This window comes from Noviherbaspirillum soli, from assembly GCF_015352955.1.
Lineage (GTDB): Bacteria > Pseudomonadota > Gammaproteobacteria > Burkholderiales > Burkholderiaceae_D > Noviherbaspirillum_A > Noviherbaspirillum_A soli.
In genome coordinates this window covers 296,843-321,061 of record NZ_JACYOX010000003.1, presented here as the reverse complement: position 1 = coordinate 321,061, position 24,219 = coordinate 296,843, and the positions used below count along the sequence as shown (strand labels likewise).

General features: G+C 65.1%; 18 protein-coding genes and 1 riboswitch. Of the genes, 11 read left to right on the top strand and 7 right to left on the bottom strand.

Annotated elements, in window-relative coordinates:
* Positions 1-123: 123 nt before the first annotated feature.
* Positions 124-2,271: a hypothetical protein gene (locus IGW04_RS05490; protein WP_194712020.1), complete on the bottom strand. Its 2,148-nt coding sequence runs from the start codon at positions 2,269-2,271 to the stop codon at positions 124-126.
* A 350-nt stretch (positions 2,272-2,621) separates the two neighbouring features.
* Positions 2,622-2,735: riboswitch (guanidine-I (ykkC/yxkD leader) on the top strand.
* A gap of 51 nt (positions 2,736-2,786) precedes the next feature.
* On the opposite strand from IGW04_RS05490, the gene IGW04_RS05485 reads away from it, so the two are divergent.
* The 9 genes from IGW04_RS05485 (at position 2,787) to IGW04_RS05445 (ending at position 15,861) form a co-directional block, all read left to right on the top strand.
* The gene (locus IGW04_RS05485; protein ID WP_194712019.1) at positions 2,787-3,608 is read left to right on the top strand and encodes an ABC transporter permease; all 822 of its coding nucleotides are present in this window, start codon (positions 2,787-2,789) and stop codon (positions 3,606-3,608) included.
* Between the two features lie 2 nt (positions 3,609-3,610).
* Positions 3,611-4,462: an ABC transporter ATP-binding protein gene (locus IGW04_RS05480; protein WP_228526869.1), complete on the top strand. Its 852-nt coding sequence runs from the start codon at positions 3,611-3,613 to the stop codon at positions 4,460-4,462.
* A 21-nt stretch (positions 4,463-4,483) separates the two neighbouring features.
* The gene (locus IGW04_RS05475; protein ID WP_194712018.1) at positions 4,484-5,266 is read left to right on the top strand and encodes an urea amidolyase associated protein UAAP1; all 783 of its coding nucleotides are present in this window, start codon (positions 4,484-4,486) and stop codon (positions 5,264-5,266) included.
* 517 nt (positions 5,267-5,783) lie between these two features.
* Entirely contained in the window at positions 5,784-6,440 is a 657-nt protein-coding gene (locus IGW04_RS05470) for an urea amidolyase associated protein UAAP2 (RefSeq protein WP_194712017.1), read from the top strand.
* Positions 6,441-6,524: 84 nt separating this feature from the next.
* Positions 6,525-10,124: an urea carboxylase gene (gene uca, locus IGW04_RS05465; RefSeq protein ID WP_194712016.1), complete on the top strand. Its 3,600-nt coding sequence runs from the start codon at positions 6,525-6,527 to the stop codon at positions 10,122-10,124.
* Positions 10,125-10,173: 49 nt separating this feature from the next.
* Positions 10,174-11,985 carry an allophanate hydrolase gene (gene atzF / locus IGW04_RS05460; protein WP_194712015.1) on the top strand — a complete coding sequence of 604 codons (1,812 nt, stop codon included), beginning with the start codon at positions 10,174-10,176 and terminating at the stop codon, positions 11,983-11,985.
* Positions 11,986-12,325: 340 nt separating this feature from the next.
* Entirely contained in the window at positions 12,326-14,359 is a 2,034-nt protein-coding gene (locus tag IGW04_RS05455; protein ID WP_194712014.1) for a C1 family peptidase, read from the top strand.
* Positions 14,360-14,497: 138 nt separating this feature from the next.
* Positions 14,498-14,824 (top strand): hypothetical protein, encoded by a 327-nt coding sequence (locus tag IGW04_RS05450; protein ID WP_194712013.1) that lies wholly within the window; start codon positions 14,498-14,500, stop codon positions 14,822-14,824.
* Positions 14,825-15,195: 371 nt separating this feature from the next.
* Positions 15,196-15,861, top strand: coding sequence for an endonuclease III domain-containing protein (locus IGW04_RS05445; RefSeq protein ID WP_194712012.1), 666 nt, complete (start codon positions 15,196-15,198; stop codon positions 15,859-15,861).
* Here the strand turns inward: IGW04_RS05445 and IGW04_RS05440 are convergent.
* The 3 genes from IGW04_RS05440 to IGW04_RS05430 form a co-directional block, all read right to left on the bottom strand.
* Entirely contained in the window at positions 15,845-17,023 is a 1,179-nt protein-coding gene (locus tag IGW04_RS05440; RefSeq protein ID WP_194712011.1) for a hypothetical protein, read from the bottom strand. The genes IGW04_RS05445 and IGW04_RS05440 overlap by 17 nt on opposite strands.
* 395 nt (positions 17,024-17,418) lie before the next feature.
* Positions 17,419-18,435 (bottom strand): LysR family transcriptional regulator, encoded by a 1,017-nt coding sequence (locus tag IGW04_RS05435; RefSeq protein WP_194712010.1) that lies wholly within the window; start codon positions 18,433-18,435, stop codon positions 17,419-17,421.
* A 243-nt stretch (positions 18,436-18,678) separates the two neighbouring features.
* Positions 18,679-19,680, bottom strand: coding sequence for a zinc-dependent alcohol dehydrogenase family protein (locus IGW04_RS05430; protein ID WP_194712009.1), 1,002 nt, complete (start codon positions 19,678-19,680; stop codon positions 18,679-18,681).
* 660 nt (positions 19,681-20,340) lie between these two features.
* On the opposite strand from IGW04_RS05430, the gene IGW04_RS05425 reads away from it, so the two are divergent.
* On the top strand, positions 20,341-20,646 hold the full coding sequence (locus IGW04_RS05425; RefSeq protein WP_194712008.1) for a hypothetical protein: 306 nt from the start codon (positions 20,341-20,343) through the stop codon (positions 20,644-20,646).
* 176 nt (positions 20,647-20,822) lie between these two features.
* Positions 20,823-21,980, top strand: coding sequence for a methyltransferase family protein (locus tag IGW04_RS05420; RefSeq protein ID WP_194712007.1), 1,158 nt, complete (start codon positions 20,823-20,825; stop codon positions 21,978-21,980).
* Positions 21,981-22,005: 25 nt separating this feature from the next.
* On the opposite strand, the gene IGW04_RS05415 is transcribed toward IGW04_RS05420, so the two are convergent.
* From IGW04_RS05415 to gfa, 3 genes are all read right to left on the bottom strand, one after another.
* Complete coding sequence (locus IGW04_RS05415; RefSeq protein WP_194712006.1) at positions 22,006-22,428, bottom strand: hypothetical protein; 423 nt, start codon at positions 22,426-22,428, stop codon at positions 22,006-22,008.
* 204 nt (positions 22,429-22,632) lie between these two features.
* Complete coding sequence (fghA, locus tag IGW04_RS05410; protein WP_228526868.1) at positions 22,633-23,475, bottom strand: S-formylglutathione hydrolase; 843 nt, start codon at positions 23,473-23,475, stop codon at positions 22,633-22,635.
* 109 nt (positions 23,476-23,584) lie between these two features.
* A complete protein-coding gene (gene gfa, locus IGW04_RS05405; protein WP_194712005.1) occupies positions 23,585-24,163 on the bottom strand; it encodes an S-(hydroxymethyl)glutathione synthase in 579 nt (192 codons plus the stop codon).
* Between the last annotated feature and the right edge of the window lie 56 nt (positions 24,164-24,219).

Here is a 24,219-nt window from a genome sequence, read left to right as displayed (position 1 = left end):
CTTCCAGCCAGCCGCGTTCGTCCGCCGTCAACTTCAGCACATATTTTCGGTTCATTGCGATCTCCTTCCCGACAACCTCCCGTTAGATCGCTTTAAAACCGAAAAATGTCCTGTGTCAGACTACTAGAACGCGGCCTGCATGCCGTCCCTGATCCGTTGATTCCTGGTCACGATGCGCACCTTCAGTCCAGGGGTAATGGCGCGGGCTGCCATGATGGCCGCCGACAGTGCGGCGATCGAGAGGTCTTCATGTGCCGGCATTTCAGACAGAACCTCGAGCGTGACAAGTTTGCACCGGTGTTGCCTGGCCTCGTGGAACAATGCCGCGTATTCGCCTGCGATGCGCGCGCCGTCAGGCAAACCGTTCTTCAGCGAACAAGGCTGGGCAAGGAAGTAAAGATGCGTTCGGGCATGGCTGCCCAGCAGCTTGCGCGGTACGACGCGGGACACCGCAGCGGCGCCAGCCGTCGCTGCTGCGTGCTGCGCATGGCGCCGGGCCAGGGCCCTGTTCAGCGGATCGGCAGAATCGCGGCTGACCATGATCAGGCCCGGCAGTTGCCGGTCGGCTTCGGTCAGGCAGTCGATGACTTCCACCGCTGGTCGTTCTGCCGGCTGCGCCGATAACAGCACTTTCAACGCAGCGACGATGGTCTCCCGCAGCCGGGACGAAGTCACACGGATATGGATGGCTGGCTGCAGGCCTTCCCGGTAGCAGCGCCGGACCGGCGCCAGCATGGCTGCCACGCATTGATCTGCCGTGCGCGGATCGTAGTCGAACAGGTCGGTCAGGCAGATCGGCGTGTTGTGCGCAGCGGCTAACTGAACAGCCGCGTCATACACCTCGCCCAGCCTGCGAATTGCAGCCGCATCAAGGCAGCCGTGCATGGGCGCCCGCTCCGCTCGCGCCAGGAGTACGGTCTGGGCCTGATACTGCACCTTGCTGAAGTGCGCTTCCCCGGCATGCTGATTCCGGTCCAGTTCCGCCAGCCATTGACGGCATGCCAGCGACAGTGAAAACAGCCCGCCTTCGTTGGCAATGAGGATGAGTGCTTCCCTGTCGATGTCTGCCATGTCCAGTTCGCTCTGGTAGTCGCAGGAGATGTGCTGCGGCGACTGTGCTGGCCGGATCAATATTGTCGCCGCCGTGCGGAGTGGCTGCCTGGCTGGCGCAGCCGGTGCGGCCGCCAGGGGCGCGCGGCGGACCATCCTTCTTGCAGCAGGCATCAGGGCTTGAGACGCTGCATGGACCGCGCCGGCCGAGCGTCCGGCGCCGCAGGCCCAGAGAGACTGGAACAGACCGGCTGGCAGCACTGGCAAGGACGCGGAGTACTGCTGGGGCACAGGCCCCGGCGCGGCCGGCCGGGATGGCGCTGGCACGACGGCCGTGCGTTCGTCGCATTGCACCGCCTGCGTCGTTGGCGACGGTGCCGAGGGTAGCCTGTCGCAGAGATCGATCAATCCATCGATGGCCGCCCGGCATGCTGCCGTGCGCTCGCCTTCCCGCACCACGGGATTGGCGGTGTCTGTCTGGCCGGAAGCCTGCGTCAATGTTTTCCACCGATCGATAAATGCCAGCGCCAAGGGCAGATCGATTTCCTTCATTGCGCGATCATAGGCTGCAGCTTTAGCAAATTTCATAAATGCATCCAGCAGCGCATCCGCATAATGCGATTCAGCCTCTGCCAGGAATTCGTTAATCGGATCTTTTATAAAAAGCCTTGCCTGGGAAGATAAAAAAACAGCCGGGATTATTTTTACCTTGCTCAAAACAGAATCAAGAATCTGATGAGCCTCATGGAATTTCAGGCGATCTTCGGAAGAAATAGACAAAAGCTTATCTTGAAAAACCTGCATTTCCTTTTGTGCGGCAATGCATGCCGAAAGAATCGCCTGAATTTTTTCCGGTGCCATTTTGTCCATTTTCCGGATACGCAATAAAGCCTTTTCCTGGACGAGTGTGCGCACCCTGATCTGGCCATACGCTGCAGGCATGCCTGATTCGGCCAATGCTGCGCAGGCAAGCTGTTTCGCCAGTGCATACTGGGCTTTCGCGTTCCACCAGTTGTCCAATTTTTCGAGGACCGATTCACTGCCGTTTCTAAGAAAGAAAACATACACCCTTTCCCGTTTCCCATCGACCATCCTTATCGATGACCGGGCTCTTAAGGAATACGCTTTTTCCTTATCGGACATTTTATCCAAGAGCGTGCTGATATCGTGGAGGGAAAAATAAGTGGCTTCCTTTCGTGGCGCTTCCGGATAAACAGGCATGTTTCCTCCGATCGATTATCAGCTTCAGCAGTGGATTAGTTTCTAATTAGGCATCACATATTTGGTTACTTATTGAAAAATACGTATTTAACACATTGATTAACCCGCTTTTGAAATCGGGTTCATTTCTTCAAAAATAATTCAATAAAGAGCGAACGCATGTGCAATGGCGCACCAAGCCGATGCGCCATTGACGGCGTCGGCATCGCAAAAGTGCGGCAAACAATCTTTCGTACTTTTAACGCACCAATACGGGGCATGCTGAGGCTGCCTTCCGTCCCGACAGGCTGGCACCGTTATTGCAAAGCCTTACGTCGAGAGTCGCGTCAGCCTGACCTCAGGCAAGCACGCCTCAAGATTGCTAGGGTTCCGGCCGCATCCGCGGCGACTGGTCCGAGAGCCATCGGCCCCACCGCAGACTGTCATTGCATGGGGTTCCACGGAGGGACAAAAGCCCGGGAGAACTGCGTTGCCTACGCGCTCTCTCGCCTTTGCAAACCCGACCAGGAGCCATCATGTCCGCACCTTCCAACCGCGCGCCGCGCCCACCCGGCATCTGGACGATCGCAGGCAGCCTGGGCCGCCGCCAGTACTGGATGTTTGCCGCGCTGGGCCTGTTTTCGCCGCTGCTGCTGTGGAGTGCGCTGTCGTCCTCGGGACTGATCGACCCGGTATTCCTGCCCAGCCCGGCCATGGTCGCCAGGCGGCTGTTGACCTGGCTGACCGAGGACGACCTGCTGGCCGATACCGGCATCTCGATTTACCGCGTGAGCGCAGGCTTCCTGCTGTCGGCGGTGCTGGCCCTGCCTCTGGGCCTGCTGATCGGTTCGTTCCGTCCGGTGGCGGCGATGCTGGAACCTCTGACCGATTTCATTCGCTACATGCCGGCAGTCGCTTTCATCCCGCTGATCATGCTGTGGGTAGGCATAGACGAAAGCGCCAAGATCTCGGTGATCTTCATCGGCACCTTCTTCCAGATGCTGCTGATGGTGGCCGAGGATGTGCGGCGCACGCCCAGGGCTCAGATCGAGGCGGCTCACACCATGGGCGCGACCCGCTACGAAATCATCAGGCTGGTGCTGCTGCCTTCGGCCAAGCCGGCCCTGCTCGACACACTGCGGGTGACCATGGGCTGGGCCTGGACCTACCTGGTGGTGGCCGAGCTGGTCGCCGCCAATTCAGGCCTTGGCTATTCCATCCTGAAGGCGCAGCGCTTCCTCAAAACCGACACCATCTTCGCCGGCATCATCCTGATCGGCCTGATCGGCCTGGTGATGGACCAGGGCTTCCGCTGGCTGCATCGCCGGCTCTTTCCATGGGCGCAAGCCAGGGCCTGAACATGAACAAGGTACAGATAATGAACAAGGTACGGATACGCCATCTCGGCAAGGTGTTCGACGGCGACGGCAAGCCGGTGACGGCGCTCGAGAACATCAGTCTTGACGTCAGGGACAATGAATTCGTCACGCTGGTGGGCGCCTCGGGCTGCGGCAAGTCCACGCTGCTGCGCATCCTCGGCGGCCTGGAATACCGCAGCAGCGGCGAACTCGACAGCAATGGCCAGCCCGTCAACGGCCCCGGCGCCGACCGGGCGATGGTGTTCCAGCATTACAGCCTCTATCCCTGGCTGACGGTGATGGAGAACATCAAGTTCAGCCGCAAGCTGCGCGCCAAGCGCGGCGACATGAGCTCGGCCGATGTCGAAGCCGCCAGCGGCCGCGCCGATGCGCTGCTGCGCCTGATCGGCCTGTCCAACGCCGCCCATGCCTATCCCAGCCAGCTTTCCGGCGGCATGCAGCAGCGGGTGGCGATTGCCAGGGCGCTGATGTCGCGTCCTGCCATTTTGCTGATGGACGAGCCGTTCGGCGCGCTCGATGCCCAGACCCGCGAAGTGATGCATGACCTGATCCTGCATGTGCACCGGATCGAGAAGACCACCATCGTCTTCGTCACCCACGATGTCGAGGAAGCGATCTATCTCGGCCAGCGGGTGGTGCTGATGGCGCCGCGGCCGGGCCGCATCGACACCATCTACGACGTGCCGCTGCCGGCGCGGCGCGAGCAGGACATGAAGCATGCGCCGGAATTCCTGGCGATGAAAAAACAGATCCTGGCGCGCATCCGCGACACCTCCGGCATGGCCACCGACGGCGACTTGCTGGAACGCCTGAACCTGCAGGCGGCAGCCTGAACAACAAGGGAGTTCAACCATATGCAAACCACCTTTTCCACCCTGCCGGCACTGGCCCGCGCCGCCGTGCCGGCCCATTCCACGCCCTACTCGCCCGAGCTGCTGCTGTGGGAGGAAACCATGCCGGGCGGCGCCCACTGGTCGGGCCTGGTCCGGCGCGGCAACACGCTGCGCATCACCGACCTGCATGGCGGCGCCAACCTGTCGGCGCTGTTCTACAACTTCGAGGAACGCAGCGAACGCTACAACATGCCCGATACCCTGAAGGCGCAGCACACCGCGATGCTGACCCGCGGCCATGTGCTGTATTCCGACATGGGCCGGGTGCTGTGCGCGATCGCCGAGGACAGCTGCGGCTGGCACGACACGGTGTGCGGCATGTCCGATGCGGCCATGGTGGAACAGCGCTTCGGCGTGGCGCGCTACCAGGAGCACCGCAATGCGATGTTCCGCAATGGCGAGGACGGCTGCCTGATCGAACTGGGCAAATGGGGCATGGGCAAGCGCGACCTGGTGGCCAATGCCAACTTCTTTTCCAAGGTGGTGGCGGATGCCGACGGCGCGCTGCGCTTTGATGCTGCCCATCGCCGCGAAGGCCAGTACATCGACCTGCGCTTCGAGATGAATGTGCTGGTGGTGCTGTCGGCCTGCCAGCATCCGCTGGACCCGGCGACCCGCTACGACCCCAAGCCGGTGCGGCTGTCCTGCTGGCGCTCCGGCACGGCGGGTCTGGATGATGTGTGCCGCACTGCCTGCCCAGAGAACGAGCGGGGGTACATCAACACGGAGCGCTATTTTCTGTAGGGTGCAATACCCGAAGGGCATTGCACCGTGGGCGGTGGCGCGGCGGAGGAAGCCCAAGGCCTGGGCCTGATCGAGCAGCGGCGGAATGCCCCTGCGGGGTATTCCGCCCTACGGCACGGCCTGCCCAGAGAATGAGCGGGGGTACATCAACACGGAGCGCTATTTTTTGTAGGGTGCAATACCCGAAGGGCATTGCACCGTGGGCGGTGGCGCGGCGGAGGAAGCCCAAAGCCTGGGCCTGATCGACCAGCGGCGGAATGCCCCTGCGGGGTATTCCGCCCTACGGCACGGCCTGCCCAGAGAATGAGCGGGGGTACATCAACACGGAGCGCCATTTTTTGTAGGGTGCAATACCCGAAGGGCATTGCACCGTGGGCGGTGGCGCGGCGGAGGAAGCCCAAAGCCTGGGCCTGATCGAGCAGCGGCGGAATGCCCCTGCGGGGTATTCCGCCCTACGGCACGGCGGCACCGGGACGTGCGGCGCCATCCTTGAACAACGAACGAATGAAGGACCATCATGCAAGCCACACTGACTGAAAGCACACTGGACCCGGCGCTGGCCTCGGCCGACATGATCCATCCGGCCGGCGAACCCTGGCTGATGGAGCTCAAGGCCGGCCAGGTGCTGCGCATCGTCGACCTCGAAGGCAACCAGGCGGTCGACACCATCTTCTACAGCGCGGCCGATCCGTCCGAGCGCTACAGCCTCACCCGCACCATCGCGGCAGGGGGCAGGCTGTATCTCGGCGCCGGCTCGACGCTGATGTCTTCGGCCGGCCGGCCCATGCTCACCATCACCGCCGACACCTGCGGCCGCCACGATACGCTGGGCGGGGCCTGCGCCTCCGAAAGCAATACGGTGCGCTATGCCATCGAGAAGCGCTTCATGCACAGTTGCCGCGACAACTACCTGCTGGCGCTGGGCCACGACGAGCGCGGCCTGGACAAGCGCGACGTGGTTTCCAACATCAATTTCTTCATGAACGTGCCGGTCACGCCGGAAGGCCGCCTGACCTTCGAGGACGGCATCTCGGCGCCCGGCAAGTATGTCGAGATGCGCGCCGAGATGGACCTGCTGGTGCTGGTGTCGAACTGCCCGCAGCTCAACAACCCGTGCAACGGCTACAACCCGACCGCGGTGCGCTACCTGATCTGGGACCCGCTGCCAGCCTGAACGCCCGCCGGCACCGGCGCGCGGGACGACCCGCGACGCCCCGTAACACCGCGGGACGACCCGCAACGAATCACAGAGGCCACCATGCCAGCCAAAGTCCTGATCGCCAACCGCGGCGCCATCGCCTGCCGCATCATCCGCACCCTGAAGCGCATGGAGGTCGGCGCGGTCGCCGTCTATTCCGATGCCGACGCCGACGCCCTGCATGTGACCCAGGCCGATGAAGCCGTCGCCATCGGCCCGGCGCCGGCCGCGCAGAGCTACCTGCAGGCCGGTCGGCTGATCGACGCCGCGCTTGCCACCGGCGCTACCGCCATCCATCCCGGCTACGGCTTCCTGTCCGAGAACGCCGCCTTTGCCGAAGCCTGCGAGGCGGCCGGCATCGCCTTCCTCGGCCCGACGCCGCGGCAGATGCGGGTGTTTGGCCTGAAGCACACCGCGCGCGCGCTGGCCGAGGACAACGGCCTGCCGCTGCTGCCGGGCACGGGCCTGCTGGCCGGCATCGGGGAAGCGACGGCCGCCGCTGCCCGCATCGGCTATCCGGTGATGTTGAAGAGCAGCGCCGGCGGCGGCGGCATCGGCATGCAGATGTGCCGTTCGCAGCAGGAACTGGAGCAGGCCTTCGAGTCGGTGCGGCGCATGGCCCAGGCCAACTTCTCCGATGCCGGCGTGTTCCTGGAACGCTATATCGAAGCGGCACGCCATATCGAGGTGCAGGTCTTCGGCGATGGGAATGGCCATGTGATCGCCCTGGGCGAACGCGACTGCTCGCTGCAGCGGCGCAACCAGAAGGTGCTGGAGGAAACCCCGGCGCCGAACCTGCCCGATGCGGTGCGGCGAGAACTGCATGCGATGGCGGTGAAGCTGGCCGCGGCAGTGAACTACCGCAGCGCCGGCACGGTGGAATTCGTGATGGATGCCCGCACCCATGAGTTCTTCTTTTTGGAAGTCAATACCCGCTTGCAGGTCGAGCATGGCGTCACCGAAGCCGTCACCGGCATCGACCTGGTGGAATGGATGGTGCGCCTGGCCGACGGCACGCTGCCGCCGCTGTCGGACATCACGATCAGGCCGCAAGGCTGCGCGGTGCAGGCGCGGCTGTATGCGGAAGACCCGGCCAAGCAGTTCCGCCCCGCCACCGGCCTCTTGACCGAAGTACTGTTCCCCAACGATGCGCGGGTCGACACCTGGGTGGAGCGCGGCACCGAGGTCACGCCGCATTACGACCCGATGCTGGCCAAGGTGATCGTTGCAGCGCCGACCCGCGATGCCGCGCTGGCAGGACTGGGCCGGGCGCTGGCCGCGACCCGCCTGTGCGGCATCGAAAGCAATCTGGCCTACCTGGAAGCGCTGACCCGCTACCAGCCTTTCGTGGAGGCGAGCCACACCACCCGCAGCCTGGGCGACTTCATGCCTGCGGTGCGGACCATCGACGTGCTCGAAGGCGGCGTGCAGACCACGGTGCAGGACTGGCCGGGGCGGCTAGGCTACTGGGACGTGGGCATGCCGCCATCCGGCCCGATGGATGCGCTGTCGTTCCGCCTTGCCAACCGGCTGGTCGGCAATGCGGAAAGCACGGCGGGCCTGGAGATCACCGTCGCGGGCCCGACCCTGGTCTTCAACTGCGACACCGAGATCGCGCTGGCCGGCGCGCCGGTGGAAGCGCTGCTGGACGATGAACCGGTCGCCATGTGGCAGCCGCTGGCAGTGCGCCAGGGCCAGACCCTGCGCCTGCGCCGCATCAGCGGCCATGGCTGCCGGGTCTACCTGGCGCTGGCCGGCGGCCTGGATGTGCCGGACTACCTCGGCAGCAAGTCCACCTTCACGCTGGGCCAGCTCGGCGGCCACGGCGGACGGGTGCTGCGAGGCGGCGACGTGCTGCACCTCGGCCAGCCGCAGGCATTGCCGCGCATGGCGCCGCATGCCGCGCAAGCGCTGGCGCCGCGCCCGGCGGCGCACTGGGACATCGCGGTGCTGTACGGCCCGCATGGCGCGCCCGACTTCTTCACCGACGACGACATCGCGATGTTCTTCGGTACCGACTGGCAGGTGCATTACAACTCCAGCCGCACCGGCGTGCGCCTGATCGGCCCCAAGCCGCAGTGGGCGCGGACCGACGGCGGCGAGGCCGGCCTGCATCCGTCCAACATCCATGACAACGCCTATGCGATCGGCACCGTGGACTTCACCGGCGACATGCCGGTGATCCTGGGGCCGGACGGCCCCAGCCTGGGCGGCTTCGTCTGCCCCGCCACCATCGTCCAGGCCGAGCTGTGGAAGATGGGCCAGCTCGCGCCTGGCGACACGGTGCGCTTTCATCGCATTGCGCATGCCGAGGCGGACCGCATGCTGCGCGAGCAGAACGCGGCCATCTCGGGAGAGCCCCTGGCCGCGCCGCCATGCGCCGACTGCAGCGTGGACGACGATGCGGTGCTGCGCCGCCTGCCGGCGCAGGGCGAGCAGCCGGACGTGGCCTACCGTCGCTCCGGCGACCAGTACGTGCTGGTGGAATACGGCCCGCTGGTGCTGGACCTGAACCTGCGCTTCCGGGTGCATGCGCTGATGACGCATCTGCAGGCGCTGCGCGAGGCCGGCGCGCTGCCGGGCATCATCGACCTCACGCCCGGCATCCGCTCGCTGCAGGTCCATTACGACAGCAGCCGGCTGGCGCTGTCGGGCCTGATGGATGCGCTGCTCAAGGCCGAAGCCGCGCTGCCCGGCGTGGAGGACATCGAGGTGCCGACCCGCACCGTGTGGCTGCCGCTGTCCTGGGACGACGCCGCAACCCGCCTGGCGATCGAGAAGTACATGCAGTCGGTGCGCGCCGATGCGCCCTGGTGCCCCAGCAATATCGAATTCATCCGCCGCATCAACGGCCTGGCCGACATCGACGCGGTCAAGCGCATCGTGTTTGACGCCAGCTACCTGGTGCTGGGCCTGGGCGACGTCTACCTGGGCGCGCCGGTGGCCACGCCGGTCGACCCGCGCCATCGCCTGGTCACCACCAAGTACAACCCGGCCCGCACCTGGACGCCGGAGAATGCGGTGGGCATAGGCGGCGCCTACATGTGCGTGTACGGCATGGAAGGTCCCGGCGGCTACCAGTTCGTCGGCCGCACCATCCAGATGTGGAACCGCTGGCGGCAGAGCGCCGACTTCACCGACGGCAAGCCCTGGCTGCTGCGCTTCTTCGACCAGATCCGCTTCTATCCGATGGAAGCCGACGCGCTGCTGCAGTACCGCAAGGACTTCCTGGCCGGACGGGTGTCGCTGAAGATCGAGGAAGGCCGCTTCCGGCTGGCCGACTACCAGCGCTTCCTGGCCGACAACGCCGCCTCCATCGCCGCCTTCAAGGAGACCCAGCAGGCCGCGTTCGATGCCGAGCGCGAGCGCTGGGCGCAGGCCGGGCTGTCGGTCACCGAGGACAGCGCTGGGCCCGCCAGCGCGCCGCAGGAAGAGATTGCCGCCGACTGCGACGCCGTCACCTCGCAGGTGGCCGGCAGCATCTGGAAAGTGCAGGTGCAGGCCGGCGACCGGGTGCGCGCCGGCGACACGCTGGTGATCGTGGAGTCGATGAAGATGGAAATGCAGATCGCCGCGCCGCGCGACGGCGAGATCGTGCGCATCGCCGTGGCCGAGGGCCAGGGCGTGACGGCGGGCCAGACCCTGGCAGTGCTGCGCTGAATCCCACTATCACCTGAAACATACCGACAACAAGCAACGAGGAATGACGATGAGCCTGAACCTGGAAATGCATGCGCTGCGCCAGCGCTACCTGGAACGCAGCCTGAGCCCGCTGGAGATGGTGGCGCAGCTTGACGCGATGCTGGCCGCGGAAGAGGCCGGCGGCGGCCACAATATCTGGATACGGCGCCTGACGCTGGCGGAGATGCAGGCCCATGCGCAGCCGCTGCAAGGGCGCGACCCCGCCAGCCTGCCGCTGTACGGCATTCCCTTCGTCATCAAGGACAACATCGACCTGGCCGGCGTGCCGACCACGGCCGCCTGCCCGGAGTTTGCCTATACGCCGGATCAGCATGCGACGGTGGTGGCACGGCTGATCGAGGCCGGCGCAATCCCCGTCGGCAAGGCCAACCTCGACCAGTTCGCCACCGGCCTGGTCGGCGTGCGCTCGCCGTATGGCGCCTGCCGCAACAGCTTCGACCCGGCCTATGTGTCCGGCGGCTCTTCCTCCGGCTCGGCGGTGTCGGTGGCGCTGGGCCTGGCCAGCTTTTCGCTGGGCACCGACACCGCCGGCTCGGGCCGGGTGCCGGCCGCATTCAACAACCTGGTTGGCGTCAAGCCCACGCTGGGCACGCTGTCCGGCAGCGGCCTGGTGCCGGCCTGCCGCACGCTGGACACGATATCGATCTTCGCGCTGACCGCCGACAATGCGGCCCAGGTGCTGGCGGTGGCGCAGGGCCATGACGCCGCCGATCCGTATTCACGGGCGCCGCAGCCGCATGGCTTCGACTTCGGCAGCGCTGCCGCCTTCCGCTTCGGCGTGCCGCGTGCCGACCAGCTCGCCTTCTTCGGCAACGAGGAAGGCCTGCCGCTGTTTCGCGTTGCGGTGGCCAGGCTGGAAGCCCTGGGCGGCACCGCGGTCGAGTTCGACTTCGCGCCCTTCCTGGAAACCGCGCGCCTGCTGTATGAAGGCCCGTGGGTGGCCGAGCGCTACCAGGCCATCCGCGGCTTCTTCGATGCGCATGCCGATGCGCTGCATCCGGTCACCCGCGAGATCACCGGCAATGCCGCGAAGTACAACGCGGCCGATGCCTTCGCCGCGCTGTATCGCCTGAAGGCACTGCAGGGCACGGCCGGTGCCGCCTGGCGCGACATGGACTGCTTCGTCACGCCCACTGTCGGCACCCACTACCGCATCGACGAAGTCGAGGCCGACCCGATCCGGCTCAATTCGAATCTCGGCTACTACACCAACTTCATGAACCTGCTGGACCTGTCCGCCGTGGCGGTGCCGGCAGGCTTCCACCGCAACGGCCTGCCGTTCGGCATCACGCTGGTCGCGCCCGCCTTCCAGGACGCGCCGCTGCTCAAACTCGCGGCCCGCTTCCATGCCGGCGAGGGCCTGACCATGGGCGCCACCCGCCAGCCGCTGCCGCCGGCGGCAGCGATGCCGGCCTTCCCGTCCGGCCAGGTACGGGTGGCGGTCTGCGGCGCGCATCTGTCCGGCCTGCCGCTGAACTGGCAGCTCACGCAGCGCGGCGCAAGGCTGGTCGGCGAAGCCAGCAGCGCACCTGACTACAAGCTCTATGCGCTGCCCGGCGGCCCGCCGCAGCGGCCGGGCATGGTGCGGGTGGGCCCCGATGCGGGCGGCGCGGCCATTGCGATGGAAATCTGGGAAATGCCGGCGACCGCCTTCGGCAGCTTCGTGGCCGGCATCCCGGCGCCGCTGGGCATAGGCAGCGTGACGCTGGCCGATGGCGGCAGCGTGCAGGGTTTTGTCTGCGAGGCGTATGCGACTGAAGGCGCGCAGGACATCACGGGCTTTGGCGGCTGGCGGAGTTACCTGGCGGCGACGCAATAGGAGACGATGCAGGTGGCAAGCCTGGCACCGGGCAGCCGCTGCTTCCTGGATACCGCTCGCGCGGGCTTGCGCCGTGATTGCATTGCCGCAGGCTCGCTGTCCTGCTCGGTTCCCGCGTCGGCTTGCGCCTGCCCGCCGCGGCTACCCGGCTTTGTAACGCCACCTTCCCGGCCCGATTTTTCATTCCTTCATTCCTGCAATCTTGTGATTGCTCAAGGAAGCACGCCGGTCGGGCATTAATTTAATCCCTGTATCCACCGCATTGCCGCGCCTGCCCCCTGGCAGCCCGCAGCGTTCGCCCGACAGGCCCACCCCTTCCCTTTGCACGCAGGGCATCGACATGGTCAAGAAGAATGAACCCGTAAAGCGCATCCTCGACGTCCGCCGCGACACCCTGGATTTCCGAGACCAGATGTTTGTTCCGACGCTGATCGAAGTGCCGGTCAGGGTCGCTATCGAGGACTATCTGCACTACAGGGTGCCGGTGCTGGACCAGGGCAGCGAAGGCGCCTGCACCGGCTTTGGGCTGGCCACGGTGGCAAATTACCTGCTGCGGCGGCGCAAGGTGGTGCCGGAAGCGGTGCGCGTCAGTCCGCGCATGTTCTACGAACTGGCCAGGCGTTACGACGAATGGCCCGGCGAAAGCTATTCCGGCTCCAGCGCGCGCGGCGCAATGAAGGGCTGGCACAAGCACGGCATCTGCACGGAGGAAGAGTGGAAATACCAGCTCGGGCCCGGCGAGCCGCAGGGCCTGAACGCATCCCGCGCAAGCGACGCCAACCTGCGGCCGCTGGGCGCCTATTTCCGCGTCAACCACAAGGACCTGATCGCGATGCACAGCGCGATCGCGGAAGTCGGCGTGCTGTATGCGACGGCGACCGTGCATGCCGGCTGGGACGCGGTGAAGAAGGACGGCATCATCGCCTATTCGGACCAGGTCACCGGCGGCCATGCCTTTGCCATCATCGCCTATGACGACAGCGGCTTCTGGATACAGAACTCCTGGGGCAAGCGCTGGGGCAAGGGCGGCCTGGCGCGCATCAGCTACGATGACTGGCTGGAAAACGCGACCGATGTCTGGGTGGCGCGGCTGGGGGCGCCGGTCAGGCTGCTGCGCGAGCAGTCGGTCGCCACCAGCCATTCCGAGGCGGCGGCCAAGTCCAATGCCTATTCCTATGTCGAACTGCGGCCGCACATCGTCAGCATCGAGAACGACGGCAGGCTCAAGGCCGGCGGCAATTACGGTTCGACGCCGGCAGAGATCGCGCAGATCTTCCAGTCCGACTTCCCGCGCCTGCTGCAGATACCCGGCAGCGGCAAGCCGCCGAAGCCGCTGCGCCTGCTGCTGTATGCCCACGGCGGACTGACCGATGAGGAATCCGCGGTGCAAAGGGTGGCGGAGTACCGGCCCGGCCTGCTGGCGGCGGGCGTGTATCCGCTGGCCTTTGTCTGGAACAGCGATTACTGGACCACCATCACCAACATCCTGCAGGACGCGATCCGGCGACGCCGGCCGGAAGGCTTGCTGGACTCCGCCAAGGATTTCATGCTGGACCGCCTGGACGATGCCCTTGAGCCGATCGCCCGCAAGCTCACCGGCAAGGCCGCATGGGACGAGATGAAGGAAAACGCCGAGCTTGCCAGCGGCCCCGACGGCGGCGCGCGCCTGATCGCGCAGCATGTGGCGGAGTTGAAGCAGGCTTATCCGGCGCTGGAAATCCACGTCGTCGGCCATAGCGCCGGCGCGATCTTCCATGCGCCGCTGATGCAGTTGCTCACCAGCGACGGCGTGATCGCCAGCGGCCCCTTGCAGGGCGAAACCGGCTTCGGGCTGACGGTCGCCTCCTGCACCCTGTGGGCGCCGGCCTGCACCATCGACCTGTTCAAGGCGACCTACCTGCCGGCCATCGAAAGCGGCAGGCTGGAACGCTTCACCAGCTTCGTGCTGTCGGACGAGGCCGAGCAGGACGACAACTGCGCCCGCATCTACAACAAGTCGCTGCTCTACCTGGTGTCGAATGCCTTCGAGGACAAGCCGCGCATTCCGGGCTTTCGCGATGGCGTGCCGCTACTCGGCCTGCAGAAATCCATTGCGCAGGACAGCGAGATGGAGGCGCTGTTCCGCGGCAGGAAAGCCGAGCTGATCATTGCGCCCAATGACGAGGCCGAAGGCGACCCCGACGCTTCCGGCGCCCGCCACCATGGCGACTTCGATGATGACAAGCGCACCGTGATGGCCACCTTCACCCGGATCGCGCCGCAAGCGACGGACCAGGCGGCCAGGGGAGGCATGAAATTCCATGCCTCGCGGCGATTCCTCAGCGAAAGGCGGGCCAATATCGACCGCCAGACCAGGCCGCAGCGCATGAACTGAGGAAAGCCGGTCGTAGCCGACAATCTTCCGCGGGGATGCGTTCCGACAACCCGGCTACGGTTTTCCCGGGGCGCACCGGCACTTTCATGCGTCCGGCCAGTCACAAAGTCATTGATAGATAACGCCATGGAGCAACAGATGAGCGACTTTGTATTGCGCATGTATGACACCCTTCCCCACGCCGAGCTGGCACGCGACGCCCTGCTGGCCGCGGGCTATGGCACCGAGCAGGTGCAGATCGAAGCGATGAACAGCGAGGCCGGGCCGGTGCAGGGCAACTTCACCGTCGGCGACCGAAGCGACCGCTCCGACCATTCCGGCATCGGCGACAGCGGCGACTACGGCGAGAGCTTTCGCACCGTGCGGCAGGGCGCCATCATCAAGCTGACGGTCGCGGTCGAGAGCGACGCCAGGCATGCGCAGGCGATGGACATCCTGGATCGGGTCGACGCCTCGGCAAGCTGAGCCGGTGGATGGACGGGCGGATTGGGGTTACGGCGGGGAGCATTGGATGGACACTGGGGCATGCTCCTGGGGCGTGCGTCAGGCAGCGCAGGCTGCGGTAGCGGTTAGGGCGGCGACAGTTGCCGTTGTCTTTGAAAGTGGCCGTTGCCGTTATTTTTGAATGGACAAAGTGCAGTTTTTGCGGATTTGCGCAAAAAACAAGCCGGCGAAGGCAAAAAGGGCTCTGCTGTGTTTCTGCGTAACGCTCGCATCGGCGGCGCCGGCCATACCGGGAGGGCATGTGCCTTCCCCGCGGCCGGCAGAGCCGGCGCGGCATCCGCATCCGGTTCCTGCCGCCGGAATATGTCGAAACGCGTCAAAGTGGAAACTGCATGGAGAAAAAAGTCATCGATGTCGGCCTTGCGCTGGAGCGCATCCGCGACGCCGTGCGCCCATGGCCCAAGGCGGCGCTGTTCCAGCTGGCTGACGAAGGATACCGTTCCACATTCGAGCAGCTTCTCGCCTGCATCATTTCGATACGCACCTACGATGAGGTGACCCTTCCCGTCTCGCGCAAGCTGTTCGAGCGCGCCCGCACGCCGCACGATGTCGCCCGGCTTGGCTACGCTGAACTCGATGCACTGATCAGCCCGTCCACCTTCCATGAACGCAAGGCAGGCCAGATGCTGGCCATCGCGCGGCAGGTGGAAGAGGAATTCGGCGGCGTCCTTCCGGGCGACCGCACGGTGCTGCTGTCCTTCGCGGGCGTTGGTCCGAAGTGCGCCAATCTCGTGCTGGGCATCGCCTGCGGCACGCCCTTTATCAGCGTCGATGTCCATGTGCATCGGGTCACCACGCGCTGGGGCTATATCAGCGCGGCGACCCCGGAGAAGGCCCTGCCGGCGCTGGAAGCGACACTGCCGCGGCAGCACTGGATTGAAATCAATGAATTGCTGGTGCCATTCGGCAAGCACGTCTGCACCGGCAAGCTGCCGCATTGTTCCACCTGCCCGGTGCGCGACATGTGCCGGCAGGCCGGCGTCACGGCCCACCGTTAGCGTGAAGGCGTGCCGCGGCCGGGCGATTCCGCCAGCCCGCCCACCTGCCGATCGTCCCTTGCGAGTACAGCAGGCAGGCCAGCGCAAAGCTCGTCAGCAGGGCGGCAAGCAGCGCAACCTTGTCTGCATGATGGAACGGTCCTTCCAGGAAGGCCAGGTACACCGCCAGCGAAGCAGCCTGCATGGCGAGCGCAGCCAGGCGGTACCGCGGCGCCACGACGGCCAGCAGAATGGTGAAGATGTCAGCCAGGAAGAAGTAGCGGTCATGCATCTTGGGCAGCAGGTAAGGGCTGGCCAGCGTGGTGGAGGCCAGCAGCAGCAGCCTGGTCTCAGGGGTATCGCGCCCCGAGCGCAGCGCCTTCACCACCAGGCCCAGATTGACGGCCGCCGCCAGCACCAGGCCCGCGAACACTGCCGGCCAGTAAGGCAGCAAATGGTATTTCTCGATGAAAGCCCATGGATTCGGCGCATTGGCGGCAAGCAGGCGGTAATAGCTGCCCTGGTCCAGGTAAATGGCGGCCAGTGCCCGCGCGGGCCGTCCGGCCAGCCAGGCCGGCGCCATCATCGCGGCATACACCAGCGGCACCAGCGCCACATAGGCCCAGGGCATCTCCTTCTTCAGCAGCAGATACAGCAGGTAAGGCGCGAAGAATATCGCCTGCGCCTTGAAGGCAAAGCCGATGGAGAAGAACAGCATGACCCGCAGGGGCATGCGCTTCAGGCTGGCCAGGAAGGCGCACAGCAGAAAGGTGGCATAGATCACGTCGCACTGGCCCCACCATGCTGCATTGACGGCCACCGTGGGAATCAGCGGAAACAGGCAGGCGCAGGTGAACGCCTTCTGGCTGCTGGCGCCGATTTCCAGCACGATCAGGCCGAATACCACGGCGGCGACAAGGTTGAAGACGATGCTGACTGCCTTGATCAGGACGATCGGCGGCGCCAGGCCATGGAAAGCCGATGCCAGGCCGAGAAGATACAGATAAGGCGGGGAATAGTTGGCATAGTCGCCCGCCATTGCCGGGAAGCCATTCCGTACGATGACGTCAAACCACGGCTCCAGGAAGAAATGCATGTCACGCGATTCCTGCGTGAGCAGCATCCAGTAGAGGAAGGCGCCTGGCAGCATGGGCAGCAGCCAGCGGGCTGTACGCCATTGCATGTTTCCCGTCGATACATGGCTCATGCCGGTCATGGGCGGTTGATCTGGTCAGCGGGTTCTGGAATGCGGCTGGTCTGTTCCTGCTGCCAAGGATAACGTGGCGCCGGCCCCGAGATGGGCCATCATGTCCTGCTGTTGACCTGCCTCATTAGCCTGGGCGGATTGAACGCGAAGGAAAGCCATCACGGTTCCGATGGATGCCGGATTCCGCCCGGCCAACGCCTGTTGCCGGCTACAGAAAAACGCAGCCGGCCTGTCCTGCCTCGGAAGTACTGCTGCGGCTCCGTGGAGCCGACCCCGCTTTCCCGCCTGCCTTGCGCCTCGGCGCGGCCGTGCGCATGGACAAACACAGCTTCCATGCGACAGCCCCGAGAGGCGCGTCGGCGCCGCCTGCCCTACTGGATGGCGGCGTCCGCGGTCTCGGGCTGCGCTTGGTGTCGCGGCGCGGGTTCCGTTCCGGCTTGCTCCGTGGTCAGCCTGGCATCCGGGGAGGTCACTGCCTGCAGGGTGGAGCGAACCCATTTCAGCGCAGGGTCGCGCGCATCGCGTTCATGCCACAGCATGTCGATCTTCAGGCCCGGCAGGGCGAATGGCAGCGGCTTGGAGACCAGCACCGACTCCATTCTGCAAAGGTCGATCAGGTGGATCGGCATGATGGAGAGCAGGTCCGAGGAGCCGACGATCTGGCCCGCGGTGGCGAACTGGTTGACGGTCAGCATCACACGCCGCTCGCGCCCCATTTCCGCAAGGATCTTGTCCGCCTGCCCCTGCAGCCGCCCCGAGAAGTTGACCAGCACATGGTCGGCTGCGCAGTACTCGTCCAGGGTCAGTTCCCGCTCCGCGAGCGGATGTCCCCTGCGCATGATGCAGACATATTCGCTGCTGTACAGCGCGGCATGGCAGATGCCAGACTCCACTTCCTGGTCGGTGGTCAGCTGGGCCACGATGCCGGGAAAGGAACCGACGGCAAGGTCGATTTCGCCACGTAGCAGCGCGGGACGCGGGTCGCGGCTCAACAGCGGCAGGGTCTGCAGCGTGAGCTTGGGCGCGACTTCCTTGACCAGCCTGATCAGCGGCGGCAGGACCAGCGAAGCAGTCGAGTCGGCCATGCACAGCCGCAGGGTTTTCTGAATATTCGACAGGTCCTTGGGCTCGGAGCCGAGCGCGGCTTCCAGTGTCGCCAGCGCCAGCCGGACCGCTGGCCGCAAATCCTCGGCGCGGGCCGTCGGCTTGACGCCATGGGCGGTCCGCACGAACAGTTCATCATCCACCACGGCGCGCAAGCGCTTGATCGCATTGGAAACCGCCGGCTGCGTGGTGGCGAGCCGGTCGGCTGCGCGGGTGAGGTTCAACTCGGTCATCACCGCGTCGAATACCCGTAGAAGATTCAGATCAAGATTAAGGAAACTCATGGTGTGCTGTGAACTGCGTAACAATGTTGGCCGTGCGGAAACGGAACAGTACCACGCAATGTCCATTTCGATTTACGGCTTTAATATACTGCAGTGCAGCATAAAACACGCCCTAACGTATGAGAACGGGCGAATCGATCAATAAAAGGCCGCGTTAACGAAGAAACCAAGGAAAAAACCTGCCCCTTGTTTCCTTTGATGCAATTGCCGACGCTGTCGACAAGCTGGCGCCTCGCCCATGCCTTAACGCTGCCCTGCCGATGGCACCAGCACGGCCGCGCCATCGAAGGCGCCGGCACGCAGGGCATGGAGCGCCTGGTTGGCCTGTTCCAATGGAAACGGCACAGAGCTGGTCTGGACGCGGTGCCGGGCAAGGCGCTGGAAAAACGCTTCCCCATCATGCCGGGTCAGATTGGCAACCGAGCGCAGCTGACGCTCTCCCCATAGCAGGGCATAGGGAAACGAGGGGATGTCGGACATGTGGATGCCGGCACAGACCACGTCGCCGCCCTTGCGCACATGGGACAGTGCGGCAGGCACCAGCGCGCCGTCGGGGGCGAACAGCAGGGCGGCGTCCAGCGGCGCCGGTGGCGGATGCAGCGCATCGCCGGCCCATGCCGCGCCCAGCGAGCGCGCAAACTGCTGGCTGCGGCTGTCGCCGGGACGGGTGAAGGCAAAGACCTCGCGGCCATCCTGACGGGCAAGCTGGGTCAGGATGTGGGCGGCCGCGCCGAATCCGTAAATGCCGATGCGCGCCGCTTCCTCCTGCACCATCGAATAGGCGCGGAAGCCGATCAGGCCGGCGCACAGCAGCGGCGCGGCCTCGATGTCGTCATAGGTATCGGGCAGTGGAATGCAATAGGCGGCATCGGCGACCGTGTATTGGGCATAGCCGCCATCGATGTCGTAGCCGGTGAAGCGGCCATGGTCGCACAGGTTTTCCCGGTGCATGCGGCAAAAGTCGCAGACGCCGCAGGTATGGCCCAGCCAGGGTACGCCGACGCGCCGGCCGGCCAGCGAGGCATCGACGCCGTCGCCGACTTGCACAACCATGCCCGCGACCTCATGGCCGGGCACCAGCGGCAGTTTATGCGGCGGCAGTTCACCGTCGACGATGTGCAGGTCGGTACGGCAGACGCCGCAGGCGCCAACCCGCAGCAGCACCTGTCCCGGCCCTGGCGCGGGCAACTCCCGCCACTCGCGCCGCAGCGGCTCGCCGGGGCGATGAAGCATCATCGCAAGCATTTTCGGTGAATCCCGGCCCGCGTTTTCCATTGCCCCTCCCATCTGCCCTGTCGAACTGCCTGCTCGGCCGCGCCACGCCCTTTCCCCGTTGCCGCATGAAGCGCATCCAGACTAGGACGCCTCGCAGCCCCTGCCTTGATCCGGCTCAATCCCGGCCAAGGACGAAACTGCCGGCCGGAAGTGGATGGATGTGTGCAGATCCTGTGCATTACCCGTATTCATTTGTTGTGGATGGCCTGGAGGAAATGGCTGTGGACAAGTCGTCTTCGACGATTTTTGAGCACGCCAATATTTTCTTTTTAAATCAATAAACTAAGAGTTATCCACCCAAGATATCCACAAGCTTACCCACGGATTTTGTGCGTAACTTTTGCCGTTTATTTCAGCATTCCGGGGAAAGTCGCCCGCTCAATGGCCAAGGCCGGTGTTGACCGAGTCCTGCTTCAACAACGCCGTAGATCCTGAAAAGCACCAGCAGCGGCTGGAGCGTCGCGCGCCCATCCATTCAGCATGCATATGGCCGTCATTGCGGATGGAAATGCCCGGATTCAACTTTCCCGGTTTATACTGCACCGCAACAATAAAGTTCTTCGCATCAACAAATTTACGCTTCCGGCAGGCTGTCCGACAGGAACATTGCCGGTTCAAAAAGGAAAATCCATGAAACGCTTCGTATCCTCCCTTGCCCTGCTGGGCACCGTCCTGCTTGCCGCGCCAGCCATGGCCGCCAGCACCAGCACCTGCGCCGCGCTGTCCCGGCAGCTGCAGAAAAAGACCGTCGAGTTCGTCAAGGTCAATGCCGACGGCCGCAACCCGGTCCAGTCCGTCAAGGCCACGCCTGCCGACTTCCACCGCGGCGTCAGCAAGCGCGACACCGCGCTGCATACCATCGCCAATGATGTGTGGACCGTGCGCGCCGACATGGCCAGCCGCGGCTGCAGCCAGGCCGACGCATTCACCTATTGATCCCCGCGCCGGCAAGGCCATCGCGCCGCGCATTGCTTTACCGCTGATGTCCATGCCGCCGCGCTTGACAGCCCGGCGCCGGCCGTTACCCTAGTCTGCAGCAGGCGCCATCCCGGCTTCCTGCCGAGACGGAGGTGACATGCCAGAGTTGGCAGCGATCGCGCAGGCAAGCGGGAATGGACGCGCAGCCTGAACTGCTGACTGCCGCGCCGGCGCAGCGGGCCGGACTGCCCTCGCCTGTGCCGGAGTCCAGGCGCATCCTGGGCAGCTATGCGGCCAGCATCGCGGTCATCCTGGCCGGCCTGTATTTCTACACAACCCTCAGTCCCTATTACCTCTGGCTATACCGTCTCGGCTGGCGGCCCATGCTGGCCGGCCATGTATCGCCGGTGACCATCGACCTGAAGCTGGCACTGTGGTCCTGCGGCGCGGCGTACGCGATCGCGCTGCTGCCCTATTACGCGCTGCGACGAGGCCGCTGGAGCAATGCGGCCACGATGACGGGCTATCTGCACCGCCGCTGGAAGGCCCGGCGCAACGCGGGCGCAGCCGACCCCGCTTCCGAAAGCGAGCGGCAGGCCATGCTGTGCCTGCTGCTGAAGTGGATCTTCATGCCCTTCTGCATACACGGCCTGCTCGCCTATCTGGCTTACACCAATGACCAGCTGCTCGACCTCGTGGCCGTGTTCCGCCAAGGAAGCAAGCCGGGATGGTTCGCGCTGTACAACAGCCACCTCCATTACTTCATCCTGAACCTGATCTTCCTTGCGGACTTCTTTCCCTTCGTGGTGGGCTACCTGGTGCAGGCGCGCTGCCTGGACAACGAGGTGGTCAGCGTCGACCCCAGCCTGCGCGGCTGGGCGGCCTGCCTGGCCTGCTATCCGCCCTTCAATGTCGCGATGGTGGCATTGCTGCCATGGCAGGTGGTGGAACTCGCGCCGGCCTACCCGGCGTTTTCCCAGGCCACGCACCTGGCGCTCAATGGCCTGCTGCTGGCGCTGTTCGCCTGCTACGCATCAGCCAGCGTGTCGCTGGGCTTCAAGAGCTGCAACCTGATGCATCGCGGCGTGGTGCGCACCGGTCTCTACCGGCGCATCAGGCATCCGGCCTATCTGTTCAAGAACCTGGCGTGGTGGACCGGCGCGCTGCCGCTGCTGGCCGGCCTGCTGCACACCTCGCCCAGGCAATTCTTCTGGACGCTGTTGTGCATCGGCGGCTGGAGCGCCATCTACCTGCTGCGCGCACTCTGCGAGGAGCGGCACCTGTCCAGGCATGCGGATTACCGCGCCTACATGGCGCAGGTGCCTTACCGCTTCATTCCCGGCATTTGCTGAAAGCGCCGCCGGGCCTGCGGCGGATCTACTTGCTGCTGCCGGCGCCGGTGCCCGGAACGCCGGTTTCCGGCGAGCCCGATACGCCCGGTCCGCCCGAGGCGCCGGTCTTGGGCGCATTGCCCGAGGTGCCGGACGATGTGGTGCCCGTGCCGGTGGCGCCTGCAGTGCCGCTGGCGCCGGTGCCGCCAGGCATGGCGCCCACGCCTGGCGCGCCCGAGGTCGCGGTGCCGACCGAGCCGGAACCCGAGGTGGAAGGCCGGTCGGCGCCATTGGTCACCGAGCGGTCGGCACTGCTGGCGGCATTGGCCTTGGACTTGGACTGCTTGCCCGACGGCGAGGTAGTCGAAGCATTGCCGCCCGTGCTGTCCTGTGCCTGCACGCTGGCGCCGATGCCAAGGGCCGCGGCGCATGCAAGCGCCAGGCCGATACGGGTTAAGGTTGGCTTCATGATGCGCTCCCGATAAGGAATGAAAATTCGATACGGACCGGGGGCCGAAGTTCCTGCGAGGTTCCTGCGAGGTTCCTGCGAGGTTCCTGCGAGGTTCCTGCGAGGTTCCTGCGAGGTTCCTGCGAGGTTCCTGCGAGGTTCCTGCGAGGTTCCTGCGAGGTTCCTGCGAGGTTCCTGTTATCGCAGCAGTGCCTGCGGCGCCGGTCAAGCCAGTTGCGCGGCATGGTGCCGCAAGTGGTCCTCGATGAAGGTGGCGATGAAGTAATAGCTGTGGTCATAACCCGGCTGCATGCGCAGGTGCAGCGGCACGTCGGCTTCTTCGCAGGCAACGCTGAGCAGTTCGGGCTTGAGCTGCGAGGCCAGGAACTGGTCGCTGCTGCCCTGGTCGACCAGAATGGGCCCGCCCTTCCAGCCCCGGCTCTGCACCAGCGCGGTGGCGTCGTAGTCGGCCCATGCGGCGCGGTCCGCGCCGAGGTAGCCGGTCAGGGCCTTCTCGCCCCATGGGCAGCGCATCGGCGAGGAGATCGGCGCGAAGGCGGAAATCGAGCGGAAGCGCTCCGGATGCTTCAGCCCGATGGTCAGCGCGCCATGGCCGCCCATGGAATGACCGGCGATGCCGGCGCGCGACAGATCAAGCGCAAAGTGCGCGCCTACCAGGTCCGGCAGTTCCCGAGCAACATAGGAATACATGCGGTAATTGGCCGACCACGGCGCCTCGGTGGCATCGACATAGAAGCCGGCGCCCAGGCCGAAGTCATAGCTGGCATCGTCACCCGGAAAGCGCACGCCGCGCGGGCTGGTGTCGGGCGCGACGATGGCCATGCCCAGTTGCGCCGCCACCCGCTGCGCGCCGGCCTTCACCGTGAAGTTTTCCTCGGTGCAGGTCAGCCCGGAAAGCCAGAACAGCACCGGCACCTTGCCCTGCTGCGCCTGCGGCGGCAGATAGATCGCCACGCGCATCGGGCAGCTGGTTACCGCCGAGTCATGGCTGAATACGGTCTGCATGCCGTCGAAGCACTTGTTTTCCGAAATGGTCTTGATGCTCATGGATGGTCTCTGTCTCTCTCGCTGGTTGGTGCTGATTGATGCTGATTGGCGCCGATGCAGGCCGACAGCCTGGATGGCCGGGCCGCCGAAGCGGCCCGGCCGGCTCGGCTCAGGCCGCGAGCTTACCCGAAGCCTTGGCGATATGCGTGGCGATCGCATCCATCAGCGGCGGCGACAGCGCGTCATACGGCTCCAGGCCCAGCTCCTTCAACCGCGCCCTGACCGCGCCCATGTTGGCCGGATCCGCGCCGGCTTCGATGATGGACGACACGAAGGCGGCAAACTCGGGCGCCGCCCAGCCCTTGTCCGGCGACAGCTCGGTGTGCACGAAGTCCAGGCCATAGAAGGGGTGCGCCTTGTTTTCAATGCGGCCGAACATGTGCACGCCGCATTCCTTGCAGGCATAACGCTGGATGGTGGCGCTGGGGTCGACCACCTGCAGCTTCTCCTCGTGGGCCACCACCTTCACCTTGTCGCGCGACACCACCGCTACCTGCGAGAACAGCACGCCTTCCGGCTTCCAGCACTTGGTGCAGCCGCAGACATGGTTGTGGGCGGTCTGGCTGCCGATCTCGACCTCCACCTTGTCCTGCGCGCAGTGGCACATCAGCTTGCCGCCGGAGAACGAGGGCGATGCCGGCTGGATGCCGTTGTCGACCGCTGGATGAATTTTCACTTCACTGCTCATATTGGTCTCCTCATTGTTGATGAACCGGCGCCGGCGCCGGGCCGCGGCACAGCCCT

Coding starts and splice junctions, on each gene's coding strand:
- IGW04_RS05440 (WP_194712011.1), bottom strand. CDS start 17,023: ATGCAATGGCGTACAGCCCGCTGGCTGCTGCCCATGCTGCCAGGCGCC.
- IGW04_RS05485 (WP_194712019.1), top strand. CDS start 2,787: ATGTCCGCACCTTCCAACCGCGCGCCGCGCCCACCCGGCATCTGGACG.
- IGW04_RS05475 (WP_194712018.1), top strand. CDS start 4,484: ATGCAAACCACCTTTTCCACCCTGCCGGCACTGGCCCGCGCCGCCGTG.
- IGW04_RS05415 (WP_194712006.1), bottom strand. CDS start 22,428: ATGAAGCCAACCTTAACCCGTATCGGCCTGGCGCTTGCATGCGCCGCG.
- IGW04_RS05490 (WP_194712020.1), bottom strand. CDS start 2,271: ATGCCTGTTTATCCGGAAGCGCCACGAAAGGAAGCCACTTATTTTTCC.
- gfa (WP_194712005.1), bottom strand. CDS start 24,163: ATGAGCAGTGAAGTGAAAATTCATCCAGCGGTCGACAACGGCATCCAG.
- IGW04_RS05420 (WP_194712007.1), top strand. CDS start 20,823: ATGGACGCGCAGCCTGAACTGCTGACTGCCGCGCCGGCGCAGCGGGCC.
- uca (WP_194712016.1), top strand. CDS start 6,525: ATGCCAGCCAAAGTCCTGATCGCCAACCGCGGCGCCATCGCCTGCCGC.
- IGW04_RS05480 (WP_228526869.1), top strand. CDS start 3,611: ATGAACAAGGTACAGATAATGAACAAGGTACGGATACGCCATCTCGGC.
- IGW04_RS05425 (WP_194712008.1), top strand. CDS start 20,341: ATGAAACGCTTCGTATCCTCCCTTGCCCTGCTGGGCACCGTCCTGCTT.
- atzF (WP_194712015.1), top strand. CDS start 10,174: ATGAGCCTGAACCTGGAAATGCATGCGCTGCGCCAGCGCTACCTGGAA.
- IGW04_RS05430 (WP_194712009.1), bottom strand. CDS start 19,680: ATGCTTGCGATGATGCTTCATCGCCCCGGCGAGCCGCTGCGGCGCGAG.
- IGW04_RS05455 (WP_194712014.1), top strand. CDS start 12,326: ATGGTCAAGAAGAATGAACCCGTAAAGCGCATCCTCGACGTCCGCCGC.
- IGW04_RS05435 (WP_194712010.1), bottom strand. CDS start 18,435: ATGAGTTTCCTTAATCTTGATCTGAATCTTCTACGGGTATTCGACGCG.
- IGW04_RS05450 (WP_194712013.1), top strand. CDS start 14,498: ATGAGCGACTTTGTATTGCGCATGTATGACACCCTTCCCCACGCCGAG.
- fghA (WP_228526868.1), bottom strand. CDS start 23,475: ATGAGCATCAAGACCATTTCGGAAAACAAGTGCTTCGACGGCATGCAG.
- IGW04_RS05470 (WP_194712017.1), top strand. CDS start 5,784: ATGCAAGCCACACTGACTGAAAGCACACTGGACCCGGCGCTGGCCTCG.
- IGW04_RS05445 (WP_194712012.1), top strand. CDS start 15,196: ATGGAGAAAAAAGTCATCGATGTCGGCCTTGCGCTGGAGCGCATCCGC.